Source organism: Streptomyces sp. NPDC049954 (assembly GCF_040656295.1).
Lineage (GTDB): Bacteria > Actinomycetota > Actinomycetes > Streptomycetales > Streptomycetaceae > Streptomyces.
The window spans coordinates 157,008-170,773 of the sequence record NZ_JBFALS010000005.1 but is presented as its reverse complement, the minus strand read 5'-3'; the positions used below and the strand labels follow the sequence as shown (position 1 = coordinate 170,773).

General features: G+C 70.2%; 12 protein-coding genes. 7 read left to right on the top strand and 5 right to left on the bottom strand.

From position 1 onward, the window contains the following. Positions 1-94 precede the first annotated feature (94 nt). The 6 genes from AB0J21_RS12720 (at position 95) to AB0J21_RS12695 (ending at position 5,610) form a co-directional block, all read left to right on the top strand. The gene (locus AB0J21_RS12720) at positions 95-1,306 is read left to right on the top strand and encodes a phosphoglycerate kinase (RefSeq protein WP_363145899.1); all 1,212 of its coding nucleotides are present in this window, start codon (positions 95-97) and stop codon (positions 1,304-1,306) included. 6 nt (positions 1,307-1,312) lie between these two features. After that, complete coding sequence (gene tpiA / locus AB0J21_RS12715; RefSeq protein WP_363145898.1) at positions 1,313-2,089, top strand: triose-phosphate isomerase; 777 nt, start codon at positions 1,313-1,315, stop codon at positions 2,087-2,089. A gap of 180 nt (positions 2,090-2,269) precedes the next feature. Then, on the top strand, positions 2,270-2,500 hold the full coding sequence (gene secG, locus AB0J21_RS12710) for a preprotein translocase subunit SecG (protein WP_363146236.1): 231 nt from the start codon (positions 2,270-2,272) through the stop codon (positions 2,498-2,500). A gap of 193 nt (positions 2,501-2,693) precedes the next feature. Beyond that, the gene (locus AB0J21_RS12705) at positions 2,694-3,029 is read left to right on the top strand and encodes an RNA polymerase-binding protein RbpA (RefSeq protein WP_363145897.1); all 336 of its coding nucleotides are present in this window, start codon (positions 2,694-2,696) and stop codon (positions 3,027-3,029) included. Between the two features lie 264 nt (positions 3,030-3,293). Beyond that, positions 3,294-4,946, top strand: a complete 1,653-nt coding sequence (pgi, locus tag AB0J21_RS12700) for a glucose-6-phosphate isomerase (protein ID WP_363145896.1) — start codon at positions 3,294-3,296, stop codon at positions 4,944-4,946. 169 nt (positions 4,947-5,115) lie between these two features. After that, positions 5,116-5,610 (top strand): DUF2087 domain-containing protein, encoded by a 495-nt coding sequence (locus AB0J21_RS12695; RefSeq protein WP_363145895.1) that lies wholly within the window; start codon positions 5,116-5,118, stop codon positions 5,608-5,610. An 88-nt stretch (positions 5,611-5,698) separates the two neighbouring features. Here the strand turns inward: AB0J21_RS12695 and pgl are convergent, their stop codons facing one another. The 5 genes from pgl to tkt are packed head-to-tail and all read right to left on the bottom strand — an operon-like array spanning position 5,699 to position 12,322. Continuing rightward, positions 5,699-6,478, bottom strand: a complete 780-nt coding sequence (gene pgl / locus AB0J21_RS12690) for a 6-phosphogluconolactonase (RefSeq protein WP_363145894.1) — start codon at positions 6,476-6,478, stop codon at positions 5,699-5,701. Beyond that, a complete protein-coding gene (opcA, locus tag AB0J21_RS12685; RefSeq protein WP_363145893.1) occupies positions 6,475-7,548 on the bottom strand; it encodes a glucose-6-phosphate dehydrogenase assembly protein OpcA in 1,074 nt (357 codons plus the stop codon). Before opcA ends, pgl begins: the two co-directional genes overlap by 4 nt. Beyond that, the gene (gene zwf / locus AB0J21_RS12680) at positions 7,545-9,068 is read right to left on the bottom strand and encodes a glucose-6-phosphate dehydrogenase (RefSeq protein WP_363146235.1); all 1,524 of its coding nucleotides are present in this window, start codon (positions 9,066-9,068) and stop codon (positions 7,545-7,547) included. Before zwf ends, opcA begins: the two co-directional genes overlap by 4 nt. A gap of 14 nt (positions 9,069-9,082) precedes the next feature. Continuing rightward, complete coding sequence (gene tal / locus AB0J21_RS12675; RefSeq protein ID WP_363145892.1) at positions 9,083-10,201, bottom strand: transaldolase; 1,119 nt, start codon at positions 10,199-10,201, stop codon at positions 9,083-9,085. 33 nt (positions 10,202-10,234) lie between these two features. Beyond that, positions 10,235-12,322, bottom strand: coding sequence for a transketolase (tkt, locus tag AB0J21_RS12670; protein ID WP_363145891.1), 2,088 nt, complete (start codon positions 12,320-12,322; stop codon positions 10,235-10,237). Between the two features lie 415 nt (positions 12,323-12,737). Between tkt and AB0J21_RS12665 the strand changes: the two genes are divergently transcribed. After that, the gene (locus AB0J21_RS12665) at positions 12,738-13,685 is read left to right on the top strand and encodes a heme o synthase (protein WP_363146234.1); all 948 of its coding nucleotides are present in this window, start codon (positions 12,738-12,740) and stop codon (positions 13,683-13,685) included. Positions 13,686-13,766 lie beyond the last annotated feature (81 nt).

The following is a 13,766-nucleotide window of genomic DNA, read 5'->3' as shown; positions in this document are numbered from 1 at the left end:
GTCGTGGGGGCCGGAGGCGCACGTGTGCTCCCCGGCCCCCACGGCCGCCCCGCCCACCGCCCCTCCTCGTTGACCTCCAAGGAGCCATGAACCCATGAAGACGATCGACGAACTCCTCTCCGAAGGAGTGTCGGGCAAGCGGGTGTTCGTCCGCGCCGACCTCAACGTGCCGCTCGCCGACGGCCTCATCAGCGACGACGGCCGTATCCGGGCCGTCCTGCCGACCGTCCAGGCCCTGGTCGCGGCGGGCGCCAAGGTCGTCGTGGCCTCGCACCTCGGCCGCCCCAAGGGCGCCCCGGACCCGGCCTTCTCCCTGCTGCCCGCCGCCGAGCGGCTCGGTGAACTCCTCGGTGCCCCCGTGGCCTTCGCCCAGGACACCGTCGGTCCCGCCGCGCACGACGCGGTCGACGGACTCCAGCCCGGTCAGGTCGCCGTCATCGAGAACCTCCGCTTCAACCCGGGGGAGACCAGCAAGGACGACACCGAGCGCGGCGAGTTCGCCGCACAGCTCGCCGCCCTCGCCGACGTGTACGTGGGGGACGGCTTCGGCGCCGTGCACCGCAAGCACGCCTCGGTCTTCGACCTCCCGAAGCTCCTTCCGCACTACGCCGGTTACCTCATCGCCACCGAGGTCGGCGTCCTCAAGAAGCTCACCGAGGACGTCAAGCGGCCCTACGCGGTCGTGCTCGGCGGTGCCAAGGTCTCCGACAAGCTCGGGGTCATCGACCACCTGCTGGAGAAGGCCGACCGCATCCTGGTCGGCGGCGGCATGATGTTCACCTTCCTCAAGGCCCAGGGCCACGAGGTCGGCTCCTCGCTGCTCCAGGAGGACCAGATCACCGCGGTCCAGGAGTACCTGAAGCGGGCCGAGGCGCGCGGCGTGGAGTTCGTCCTGCCCGTCGACGTCCTGGTCACCGAGTCCTTCCCGGACCTCAAGGCCAAGGCGGCGACCCACCCCGAGGCCGTCTCCGCCGACGCGATGCCGGCCGGGAAGATGGGCCTGGACATCGGCCCCGAGACCCGCAAGCTCTACGCCTCGAAGCTCGCCGACACGGCCACCGTCTTCTGGAACGGCCCCATGGGCGTCTTCGAACACCCCGATTACGCCGAGGGCACCAAAGCGGTCGCCCAGGCCCTCGTCGACAGCTCGGCGTTCACCGTGGTCGGGGGCGGGGACTCCGCCGCCGCCGTGCGCACGCTGGACTTCGACGAGAACGCATTCGGCCACATTTCGACCGGCGGTGGCGCCAGCCTCGAATATCTTGAGGGCAAAACGCTTCCCGGCCTCGCCGCACTGGAGGACTGAACACCCGTGACTTCCCGCACCCCGCTGATGGCGGGCAACTGGAAGATGAACCTCAACCACCTTGAGGCCATCGCCCACGTCCAGAAGCTCGCTTTCGCCCTGGCCGACAAGGACTACGAGGCCGTCGAGGTCGCGGTCCTCGCGCCCTTCACCGACCTGCGTTCCGTGCAGACCCTGGTCGACGGCGACAAGCTGAAGATCAAGTACGGCGCCCAGGACCTGTCGGCGCACGACTCCGGCGCCTACACCGGTGAGATCTCCGGCGCGATGCTGGCCAAGCTCAAGTGCTCCTACGTGGCCGTCGGCCACTCCGAGCGCCGCCAGTACCACAACGAGACCGACGCACTGGTCAACGAGAAGGTCAAGGCCGCCTACAAGCACGGCCTCACCCCGATCGTGTGTGTCGGCGAGGAGGAGCAGGTCCGCGACGAGGGCCGGCACGTCGAGCACACCCTCGCCCAGGTCGAGGGCGCGCTCAAGGACCTCCCGGCCGAGCAGGCCGAGTCCGTCGTCATCGCCTACGAGCCCGTGTGGGCCATCGGCACCGGCAAGGTCTGCGGTCCCGACGACGCCCAGGAGGTGTGCGGCGCGATCCGCGGCAAGCTCGCCGAGCTGTACAGCCAGGAGCTGGCCGACCAGGTCCGCATCCAGTACGGCGGCTCGGTGAAGTCCGGCAACGTGGCCGAGATCATGGCCCGCCCGGACATCGACGGCGCGCTCGTGGGCGGGGCCTCGCTGGACAACGACGAGTTCGTCAAGATCGTCCGTTTCCGCGACCAGTAGGATCACGCGCTCGCGCCACCAGTGAGTAGGCGCCGGCGCCGATCCCCAGTACCCTTGCGGGGGCCGGGTCACTTCCCTCGGGAAGTCCGGCCCCCGTCGTTCGTTCAAGCGCCGCACCCCGCCTTCCGGGGACGCCGGCGCCCCCGAGGAATTTGCGGAAAGTAGGGTCCAGCCGTGGTTATGGGGTTCTCGATCGCCCTGATCGTGTTCAGCCTGCTGATGATGCTGCTGGTGCTGATGCACAAGGGCAAGGGCGGCGGCCTGTCCGACATGTTCGGTGGCGGCATGCAGTCCTCGGTGGGCGGCTCCTCCGTCGCCGAGCGCAACCTGGACCGCATCACCGTGGTGGTCGGTCTGCTGTGGTTCGCGTGCATCGTCGTGCTCGGCCTCGTGATGAAGATGAACAACTGAACTGAGCCGTATCCCCGCCTCGTCCGGTACATCGCCGCGAGCCCGGCCTATCATGGTGGCTCGCGTTCCGGGCAGGGTGTAACTCCCTTGAGGGGACGCGCGTTGGGCCTTGCACACACGTAAGGCGCCCGCAGTGGAGCGGGCCGGCCCGGCCGGGACGTTCCGCGGCACCATCACGCAGGGAGTTACGACCGTGGCAAGTGGCAACGCGATCCGGGGGAGCCGGGTCGGGGCGGGGCCGATGGGTGAGGCCGAACGCGGCGAGTCGGCACCGCGTCTGCGCATCTCCTTCTGGTGCTCCAACGGGCACGAGACGCAGCCGAGCTTCGCGAGCGACGCGCAGGTCCCCGACACCTGGGACTGCCCCCGCTGCGGCTTCCCGGCGGGCCAGGACCAGGAGAACCCCCCTGATCCGCCCCGTACCGAGCCCTACAAGACCCATCTCGCCTACGTCCGCGAACGGCGCAGCGACGCCGACGGCGAGGCGATCCTCGCCGAGGCCCTCGCCAAACTCCGCGGCGAGATCTGAGCGCACGGCCCCGGCCGGACATCCTCCCGATGTCCGGCCGCAGTTGTCTGCGCGTCGGGCCCGGCCGCCCGCGCGTGCGGCCGTCACGGTCCGCTCGCCCGGCCGGGAATCAGTGCCGCTTCTCAGGCGCTGTTCCCAAGGGGCCCGGCACTCCAGGGCACCCGTACCGCGCGGCGGTAACTACCGCCGTCCCGGGCACTGATCAATTAGGTTGGAGCACGCCGGGACACGGTACATACGTACGAAAGAAGGCAGAAGTCCCTGATGAACGCAGAAAGCCGTACGCGGCTCAACCAGACGCCTGAGTGGACCGCACTCGGCAAGCATCGGGAGCAGACCGGCGACGTGCGGCTGCGTGAGCTGTTCGACGCCGACCCGGACCGGGCCACGCGCTACCGGCTCCAGGTCGCCGACCTGTACCTCGACTACTCCAAGCACCTCGTCACCGACGAGACCCTGGGTCTGTTGCGCGAGCTGGCCGCGGCGACCGGCGTGGAGCGGCTGCGGGACGCCATGTTCCGCGGCGAGAAGATCAACACCACCGAGGACCGCGCGGTCCTGCACACCGCGCTGCGCGCCCCCCGGGACGCGGTGGTCGAGGTCGACGGCGAGAACGTCGTACCCGAGGTGCACGCCGTCCTCGACAAGATGGCCGCCTTCGCCGAGTCGGTGCGCTCGGGCGCCTGGACCGGTCACACCGGCAAGCGGATCAAGAACGTCGTGAACATCGGCATCGGCGGCTCCGACCTCGGGCCCGCGATGGCCCACGAGGTGCTGCGCCCCTGGAGCGACCGCGGGCTGACCGTGCGCTTCGTGTCCAACGTGGACGGCGCCGACCTGCACGAGGCCGTGCGCGACCTCGACGCCGCCGAGACGCTGTTCATCATCGCCTCCAAGACCTTCACGACGATCGAGACGATCACCAACGCGACCTCCGCGCGCGGCTGGCTGCTCGACCAGCTGAAGGCCGGTCAGGAAGCCGTCGCCAAGCACTTCGTGGCGCTGTCCACGAACGCCGGGAAGGTCTCCGACTTCGGCATCGACACGGACAACATGTTCGAGTTCTGGGACTGGGTCGGCGGCCGGTACTCCTTCGACTCGGCGATCGGCCTGTCGCTGATGATCGCGATCGGCCCGGACCGCTTCCGCGAGATGCTCGACGGCTTCCACCAGGTCGACGAGCACTTCCGCACCGCCCCCGCCGAGGCCAACGGCCCGCTGCTGCTGGGCCTGCTCGGCGTCTGGTACGGCAACTTCCACGACGCGCAGTCGCACGCCGTGCTGCCCTACTCGCACTACCTGTCGCGGTTCACGGCCTACCTCCAGCAGCTCGACATGGAGTCCAACGGCAAGTCCGTGGACCGCGACGGCGAGCCGGTCGACTGGCAGACCGGCCCGGTCGTCTGGGGCACCCCCGGCACCAACGGGCAGCACGCCTACTACCAGCTGATCCACCAGGGCACCAAGCTCATCCCGGCCGACTTCATCGGCTTCGCCCGCCCCGTGGACGAACTGGAACCGGCCCTCGCCGACCAGCACGACCTGCTCATGGCCAACTTCTTCGCGCAGACCCAGGCCCTCGCCTTCGGCAAGACGCCCGACGAGGTCCGCGCCGAAGGGGTCCCCGAGGACCTCGTCCCGCACAAGACCTTCCGGGGAAACCACCCGACCACCACGGTCCTCGCCCCCGAGCTGAACCCCTCCGTGCTCGGCCAGCTCATCGCGCTCTACGAGCACAAGGTCTTCGTGCAGGGCGCGATCTGGAACATCGACTCCTTCGACCAGTGGGGCGTCGAACTCGGCAAGGTCCTCGCCAAGCGCGTCGAGCCCGCGCTCACCGAGGGCGCCGAGGTGCCCGGCCTCGACGCGTCCACCACGACCCTCGTCGCCAAGTACCGCGAGCTGCGCGGACGCTGATCTCTCGTCGGTCCGACAGGCGGCGCGCCGGGCGAGTCCGGCGCGCCGCTTCGCGCGTACGCCGGCGGGGCGGCGCGCACAGTGACGAGACCGGGACGAAAAGTGGATGCGCCCGCTCGCCCGGACGGGTGAGACTGACCGACGGCTCTGCACCGTCGGGAAGGACACCATGGACCATCAGATGATGAGCGCGCTCGCCGATCCGGAGCGGCTGAGGCTGTTCGCGCGGATCGTGCTCGGGGAACAGGAGAGCGCGCCCGCGCAGAAGCAGCTCGGCCGCCTCGTCAAGGCGGGTCTCGTGCACCGGCTCGCCGACGGGAGCCTCGCCGTCGACCCGGCCGCCTTCCGCCGCGAGTCCGCCTCCGCGCCCGCCCCCGAGTGGCTGCCGCGCCGGCTCGCCGGTTTCTTCGCGCAGGGCCGGCTGGTCACCGTCCCCGTGCGGCTCTCCGTACGCGAGGACCTGCTGCGCCACCTGGCCGGGGCCCTGTTCACCGAAGGGCGTGACTACACCGAGCGCGAGGTCAACGAGGCCTTCGCCCGCTACTACGCGGACACCTCCGCGCTGCGCCGCTACTGCGTCGGCTTCGGCGTGCTGCGCCGGGAGAAGGACGGCAGCGTCTACCAGCTCGGCACGGCCGGCCCCCAGCCGCCCGGCGAGCGATGAGGAACACCGGCGCACGAGAGGCAGAACGGCGTGGTCCCGCCCCGGAACTCCGGGACGGGACCACGCCGTTCTGCGGGCGAAGCCCCCGTCAGGCGACGGCCGAGGGGAACAGGGAGGGCGGCAGCTTCGCGGCCGCCGCCGTGTCCATGAGCCACAGCGTCCGCTCACGGCCGTAGGCACCGGCCGCGGGCGCCTGGGCCTCGGCCGCGCCCGAGAGCGCGATCCGGGCCGCCTCCGCCTTGTCCTCGCCCGCCGCGAGCAACCACACCTCGCGGGCCGCGCGAATCGCCGGCAGGGTCAGCGACAGCCGGGTCGGCGGCGGCTTGGGCGCCTCGTGCACCGCGATCACCGTCCGCTCCGACTCGCGCACCCCCGGCAGCCCGGGGAAGAGCGAGGCGACATGCGTGTCCGGGCCGACGCCCAGCAGCAGGACGTCGAAGGACGGCACCAGCGCACCCTCCGCGGCCTCGGCGGCGTCGGCCAGCTGCGCCGCGTACACCTCGGACGCCGCCTCGGGCTCGTACGGCCCGTCCGAGGCGGGCATCTCGTGGATCTTCCCGATGTCCAGCGGAAGGGAGTCGAGCAGCGCCGCCCGCGCCTGCGTGGCGTTGCGCTCCGGGTCCCCCTCGGGCAGGAAACGTTCGTCGCTCCACCAGATGTCCAGGCGCCCCCAGTCGACGGCGTCCCGGGCCGGCTGCGCGGCGAGCGCGGCCAGCAGACCGTTGCCGTTGCGTCCGCCGGTGAGCGCCACGGAGGCCCTGCCCCGTGCGGACTGGGCGTCGACGATCTTCGTGATGAGCCGGGCCGCTGCCGCCTGGGCCATCAGTTCCTTGTCGCGGTGCACGACGAGCTGGGGGACGGTGCTCACTTCGAGGCTGCCTTCTTCGCCGGGGACTTGGCGGCGGTCTGCTTGGCCGCCGCCTTCTTCGCCGTCCCATCCTGCGCCCCCGAGGACTTCTCCTCGGGCTGCGACGCGGCCGGTTCCGGGACGGTACGGGCCGCGGCGGGCTCGTCGAGCCGGTCCACGCCGAACTTCAGCGCGGCCGCGTAGGTGTCGTCCGGGTCGAGCCGGCGCAGCTCCTCCGCGATCAGCTCGGCGGTCTCCCGCCGCTTGAGCGCCACGGCGCGGTCGGGCTGCCCCTCGATCGACAGCGTCGCGAGGCCGCCGTCGGCCCGGTCGAGGACGACCGGTCCGCAGTCCGTCTCCATCCGCACACCCGTGAGTCCCGGGCCCTCGGAGGCGTTGCGCTTGACCGGGACGTCGAGCCGGTGGGCGAGCCACATCGCGAGCAGTTCGACGCTCGGGTTGTACTGCTCGCCCTCGACCTCCACCGAGGTGACCTGGCAGGCCACCTGGTCCAGGGCCGCCGCGAGCATCGAGCGCCACGGGGTGATCCTGGTCCAGGCGAGGTCCGTGTCGCCCGGGGTGTAGGTCTCGGCCCGCGCGGTCAGCTCCTCGATGGGCTGCTCGGAGGCGTAGGTGTCGGTGACCCTGCGCTGCGCGAGCGCGCCGAGCGGGTCGTTGGCCGGGTCGAGCGGCGCGTTGATCGGCCACCATACGACGACGGGCGCGTCCGGCAGCAGCAGCGGCAGCACGACCGACTGGGCGTGCTCGCCCACCTCGCCGTACAGGCGCAGCACGATGGTCTCGCCCGTGCCGTTGCCCGCGTCCGCGCCGATCTGCACCTCCGCGTCGAGCCGGGCGCTCGCCCGGTCGCGCGGGGTGCGGGAGACCCGCCGGATCACCAGCAGGGTGCGCGAGGGGTGCTCGCGGGAGGCGTCGTGCGCGGCGCGCAGCGCGTCGTAGGCGTTCTCCTCGTCGGTGACGATGACGAGGGTGAGCACCATGCCCACCGCGGGGGTCCCCAGGGACCTGCGGCCCTGCACCAGGGCCTTGTTGATCTTGCTGGACGTGGTGTCCGTGAGGTCGATCTTCATGGCCGACGCCAGCTCCGTCCGTCTCGTGCGAGCATTTCGTCCGCCTCGGTCGGCCCCCAGGTGCCGGCCGGGTACTGCGCGGGCTTGCCGTGCGTGTTCCAGTAGTCCTCGATCGGGTCGAGGATCTTCCAGGACAGCTCGACCTCCTCCGTACGCGGGAAGAGGTTGGCGTCGCCCAGCAGGACGTCCAGGATCAGCCGCTCGTAGGCCTCCGGGCTCGACTCGGTGAAGGACTCCCCGTAGGCGAAGTCCATCGAGACGTCCCGGACCTCCATCGAGGTGCCCGGCACCTTCGAGCCGAAGCGGACGGTGACGCCCTCGTCCGGCTGCACCCGGATCACCAGGGCGTTCTGCCCCAGCTCCTCCGTGGCGGTGTGGTCGAAGGGGGAGTGCGGGGCCCGCTGGAAGACCACCGCGATCTCCGTGACCCTGCGGCCGAGACGCTTGCCGGTGCGCAGGTAGAAGGGGACGCCCGCCCAGCGGCGGTTGTCCACGCCCAGCTTGATCGCGGCGAAGGTGTCGGTCTTCGACTTGGGGTCGATCCCGTCCTCCTGGAGGTAGCCGACGGCCTTCTCGCCGCCCTGCCACCCGGACGCGTACTGGCCGCGCACGGTCCCGGTGCCGAGGTCGGCGGGCAGCCGGACGGCACGCAGCACCTTCGCCTTCTCCGCGACCAGGGCGTCCGCGTCGAAGCCCGCGGGCTCCTCCATCGCGGTGAGCGCCATGAGCTGGAGCAGGTGGTTCTGGATGACGTCGCGGGCCGCGCCGATCCCGTCGTAGTAGCCGGCCCGGCCGCCGATGCCGATGTCCTCGGCCATCGTGATCTGCACGTGGTCGACGTACGAACGGTTCCAGACCGGCTCGAACATCTGGTTGGCGAAACGCAGCGCCAGGATGTTCTGGACGGTCTCCTTGCCGAGGTAGTGGTCGATCCGGAACACCTGGTCCGGGGCGAACACCTCGTGCACGATCGAGTTGAGCTCCTTCGCGGAGGCCAGGTCGTGGCCGAAGGGCTTCTCGATGACGGCCCGCCGCCACGCCCCCTCGGGGGCGTCCGCGAGGCCGTGCTTCTTGAGCTGCTGCACGACGTTGGGGAAGAACTTCGGCGGCACCGAGAGGTAGAAGGCGAAGTTGCCGCCCGTGCCCTGCGCCTTGTCCAGCTCCTCGATCGTCGTCTTCAGCGTCTCGAAGGCCTCGTCGTCGTCGAAGGCGCCCTGGACGAAGCGCATCCCCTGGTTGAGCTGCTGCCACACCTCCTCACGGAAGGGGGTGCGGGAGTGCTCCTTCACCGCGTCGTGGACGACCTGGGCGAAGTCCTCGTCCTCCCAGTCGCGGCGCGCGAAACCGATGAGCGAGAAGCCCGGCGGCAGCAGGCCGCGATTGGCCAGGTCGTACACGGCGGGCATCAGCTTTTTCCGGGACAAATCGCCCGTGACACCGAAAATGACCAGGCCCGACGGCCCCGCGATACGCGGGAGCCGTCGGTCCGCGGCGTCACGAAGCGGGTTGGCTCCGTGCAATGCGGTCAAGGGGATCAGCCCTCCGAAGGGGCGAGGCGCTTGAGCTCCGCCTCGGTCGACTCGAGCAGTTCGGTCCAGGACTTCTCGAACTTGTCGACGCCCTCGTCCTCCAGCACCTTGACGACGTCGTCGTACGAGATGCCGAGCTTGGCGATCGCGTCGAGATCGGCGCGCGCCTGCTCGTAGGTGCCGGCCACCGTGTTGCCGGTGATCTCGCCGTGGTCGCCCACGGCCTGCAGCGTGGCCTCGGGCATGGTGTTCACCGTGTTCGGCGCCACCAGCTCGTCGACGTAGAGGGTGTCCTTGAGCGCCGGGTCCTTGACGCCGGTGGAGGCCCACAGCGGGCGCTGCTTGTTGGCCTGCGCCTTGTCGAGGGCGGCCCAGCGCTCCGAGGAGAAGACCGCCTCGTACGCCTCGTAGGCCAGCCGCGCGTTGGCCAGCGCGGACTTGCCCTTGGCGGCCTTGGCCTCGTCGCTGCCGATCGCGTCGAGCCGCTTGTCGATCTCGGTGTCCACGCGGGACACGAAGAAGGAGGCGACCGAGTGGATCTTGGAGAGGTCCAGGCCCGCGGCCTTCGCCTTCTCCAGGCCCGCGAGGTAGGCGTCCATGACCGCGCGGTAGCGCTCCAGGGAGAAGATCAGCGTGACGTTGACGCTGATGCCCCGGCCGATCGTCTCGGTGATGGCCGGCAGGCCCGCCTCGGTGGCCGGGATCTTGATGAGCGTGTTCGGGCGGTCGACCAGCCACGCGAGCTGCTTGGCCTCGGCGGTCGTGGCCAGGGTGTTGTGCGCGAGGCGCGGGTCCACCTCGATGGACACCCGGCCGTCCTGGCCGTCCGTCGCGTCGAAGACCGGACGGAGGATGTCGGCCGCGTCCCGCACGTCGGCGGTGGTGATCATGCGGACGGCTTCCTCGACGGTCACCCGGCGGGCCGCGAGGTCCTCCAGCTGCGTGTCGTAGCCGTCCCCCTGGGAGATCGCCTTCTGGAAGATCGACGGGTTGGTGGTGACGCCCACGACGTGCTGCTCGTCGATCAGTTCGGCCAGGTTGCCGGACGTGATCCGCTTGCGCGACAGGTCGTCCAGCCAGATCGCGACGCCTTCATCGGAGAGGCGCTTCAGTGCGTCTGTCATGGAATTACATCTCCTACGTAGTGTCTGTAGTCGTCAGCGCTGAGCGGCTTCGAGAGATTCCCGGGCGGCGGCCGCGACGGCCTCGCCGGTGAATCCGTACTCGCGGAAGAGGACCTTGCCGTCGGCGGAGGCACCGAAGTGCTCCAGCGAGACGATCCGGCCCGCATCCCCGACGAAACGGTGCCACGTGAGACCGATTCCCGCCTCGACCGCCACCCGCGCCTTCACGGACGGCGGCAGCACGGACTCCCGGTACCCCTGGTCCTGCTCGTCGAACCACTCGACGCAGGGCATCGACACGACGCGCGTGGGGACGCCCGCCGACTGGAGCAGCTCGCGCGCCTCGACGGCGAGCTGCACCTCGGAGCCGGTGCCGATCAGGACGACCTGCGGCTCGCCGCCCTCGGCCTCCAGCAGGACGTAACCGCCCTTGGCCGCGTCCTCGTTCGGCGCGTACGTCGGTACGCCCTGACGGGTGAGGACCAGGCCGTGCGGAGCGCCCTCGCCGAACACCTTGGTGTACCGCTTCAGGACCTCGCGCCAGGCGATGGCCGTCTCGTTGGCGTCGGCCGGACGGACCACGTTCAGCCCGGGGATGGCGCGCAGCGCGGCGACGTGCTCGACGGGCTGGTGGGTGGGGCCGTCCTCGCCCAGACCGATCGAGTCGTGGGTCCAGACGTAGGTGACCGGCAGGTGCATGAGCGCCGACAGCCGCACCGCGTTGCGCATGTAGTCGGAGAACGTCAGGAACGTTCCGCCGTACACGCGGGTGTTGCCGTGCAGCGTGATGCCGTTCAGCTCGGCGGCCATCGCGTGCTCGCGGATCCCGAAGTGCACGGTGCGGCCGTACGGGTCGGCCTCCGGCAGCGGGTTGCCCTCGGGCAGGAACGAGGAGGTCTTGTCGATCGTGGTGTTGTTCGAGCCGGCGAGGTCGGCGGAACCGCCCCACAGCTCGGGGATCACCGCGCCCAGCGACTGGAGCACCTTGCCGGAGGCGGCGCGGGTGGCCAGGGCCTTGCCCTCCTCGAACAGCGGGAGCTGCTGCTCCCAGCCCTCGGGAAGCTCGGTGGCGGCGATCCGGTCGAAGCGCTCGGCGTGCTCGGGGTGGGCGCCGCGCCAGTCGGCGAAGGTCTTCTCCCAGGTGGCACGCACCTCCTTGCCGCGCTCCAGGGCCCCGCGGGTGTGCGCGAGGACCTCGTCAGCGACTTCGAAGCTCTTCTCGGGGTCGAAGCCGAGGACGCGCTTGGTGGCCGCGACCTCGTCCGCGCCGAGCGCCGAGCCGTGCGCGGCCTCGGTGTTCTGGGCGTTCGGGGCGGGCCAGGCGATGATCGAGCGCATCGCGATGAAGGAGGGGCGCCCGGTCTCGGCCTTCGCGGCCTCGATCGCGGCGTACAGGGCGGCCGGGTCGAGGTCGCCGTCCTCCTTGGGCTGCACGCGCTGGACGTGCCAGCCGTACGCCTCGTACCGCGCGACGGTGTCCTCGGACACGGCCGTCTCGGTGTCGCCCTCGATCGAGATGTGGTTGTCGTCCCACAGCAGGACCAGGTTGCCGAGCTTCTGGTGGCCGGCGAGCGAGGACGCCTCGGCGGAGATGCCCTCCTGGAGGCAGCCGTCGCCCGCGATGGCGAAGATGTGGTGGTCGAACGGCGAGGTGCCGGGGGCCGCCTCGGGGTCGAACAGGCCCCGCTCGTAGCGCGCGGCCATCGCCATGCCCACGGCGTTCGCGACGCCCTGGCCCAGCGGGCCCGTGGTCGTCTCGACGCCCTTGGTGTGTCCGTACTCCGGGTGGCCCGGAGTCTTGGAACCCCACGTGCGGAACGCCTTCAGATCATCCAGCTCCAGACCGAAACCGGCCAGGTAGAGCTGGGTGTAGAGGGTCAGCGAGGAGTGTCCCGCGGACAGCACGAAACGGTCGCGGCCCGTCCAGTCGGGGTCGGCCGGGTCGTGGCGCATCACCTTCTGGAAGAGGGTGTACGCGGCGGGGGCCAGGCTCATCGCCGTACCGGGATGGCCGTTACCGACCTTCTGTACGGCGTCGGCGGCCAGGACACGCGCGGTGTCGACAGCCCGCTGGTCCAGCTCGGTCCACTCGAAGTCTGTCGTGGTCGGCTTGGTGCTCACCCTGGGTCAGGGCTCCTCTCCACATGTCGAATGCCGGTGACTTTGCGTACACCGGACACTGTCGAGCCTACCGCCGTGAGGGCGTGCGTTTTTTCCACTCAATCAAGAGTGCGGGGTTATTCGGGATTCCGCCCCCCGAAAACCGCCGAGCCCTTGCGCGACCTGCGCGAAAAGGGTTCGCGCGGAGAAAGTCGCGAGTGCGTCGCGAGGGCTCCATATGTATAAAGGAGCGCTCATTTGCAGCCCCTTCGGAGCCCTCCGCGTCCCCACCGTGCGCAGCCGTGCCGGGACAACACGAGTGACCCCCGCGAGGGGCCGGGAACGGGCAACGTCTAGAGTGGCGTGGTACGCGCGAGCCCGCCTTTTCCGGCGCATCCGGACTTCTTGTGGGCTCGCTGGGATGTCTCTGTCAGGGGTGTGCGTGACGGCCGTTGAATCCCGTCCAGCGGGGGTGCTCGGGACGAGCCCAAGCCACCGGCCGTTCGGGGCCCGTGTCAAGGCGTTCGTGGCACTGACCAAACCACGGATCATCGAGCTGCTGCTCATCACCACCGTGCCGGTCATGTTCCTCGCCGAACAAGGGGTCCCCAACCTGTGGCTGGTGCTCATCACCTGCTTCGGCGGCTATCTGTCGGCGGGTGGCGCCAACGCCCTCAACATGTACATCGACCGCGACATTGACGCGCTCATGCACCGCACCGAGCAGCGGCCCCTGGTCACCGGGATGGTGAGTCCCCGTGAGGGACTCGTCTTCGGCCTGAGCCTGGCCGTCGTCTCCACCGTGTGGTTCGGACTGCTCGTCAACTGGCTGTCCGCGTGGCTCTCGCTGGGCGCCCTGCTGTTCTACGTCGTCGTCTACACGATGATTCTCAAGCGGCGCACCTCGCAGAACATCGTGTGGGGCGGGATCGCCGGCTGCATGCCGGTGCTCATCGGCTGGTCCGCCGTCACCGACTCCATGTCCTGGGCCCCGGTCGTCCTCTTCCTCGTCATGTTCTTCTGGACTCCGCCGCACTACTGGCCGCTGTCCATGAAGGTCAGGGAGGACTACGCCCGGGTCAACGTGCCCATGCTCCCGGTCATCGCGAGCAACCGGGTCGTCGCCCGGCAGATCGTCCTCTACAGCTGGGTCATGGTCGCGGTTTCGCTGCTGCTGACCGTCCTCGGCTACACCGGCTGGTTCTACACGGCGGTCGCGCTGCTGGCCGGCGGCTGGTGGCTGTGGGAGGCGCACGGGCTGCTGAACCGCGCCAAGACCGAGGAGGACGGCGGCAAGCTCAAGGAGATGCGGCTGTTCCACTGGTCCATCACCTACGTGTCGCTGCTGTTCGTCGCCGTCGCGATCGACCCCTTCCTGCGCTGAGCGCCGGGCTGCTCTAGGGCCTGCCTTCGAACTGGCGCCTGCCGCGCGAGGCCAGTTCGAAGACAGGCCCTCGGCCCCGCC

Bases quoted from the DNA above. Each gene is read 5' to 3' on its own strand.
- AB0J21_RS12720 (WP_363145899.1), top strand. From the start codon at position 95: ATGAAGACGATCGACGAACTCCTCTCCGAAGGAGTGTCGGGCAAGCGG.
- tal (WP_363145892.1), bottom strand. From the start codon at position 10,201: ATGACAGACGCACTGAAGCGCCTCTCCGATGAAGGCGTCGCGATCTGG.
- opcA (WP_363145893.1), bottom strand. From the start codon at position 7,548: ATGAAGATCGACCTCACGGACACCACGTCCAGCAAGATCAACAAGGCC.
- pgi (WP_363145896.1), top strand. From the start codon at position 3,294: ATGAACGCAGAAAGCCGTACGCGGCTCAACCAGACGCCTGAGTGGACC.
- AB0J21_RS12695 (WP_363145895.1), top strand. From the start codon at position 5,116: ATGGACCATCAGATGATGAGCGCGCTCGCCGATCCGGAGCGGCTGAGG.
- secG (WP_363146236.1), top strand. From the start codon at position 2,270: ATGGGGTTCTCGATCGCCCTGATCGTGTTCAGCCTGCTGATGATGCTG.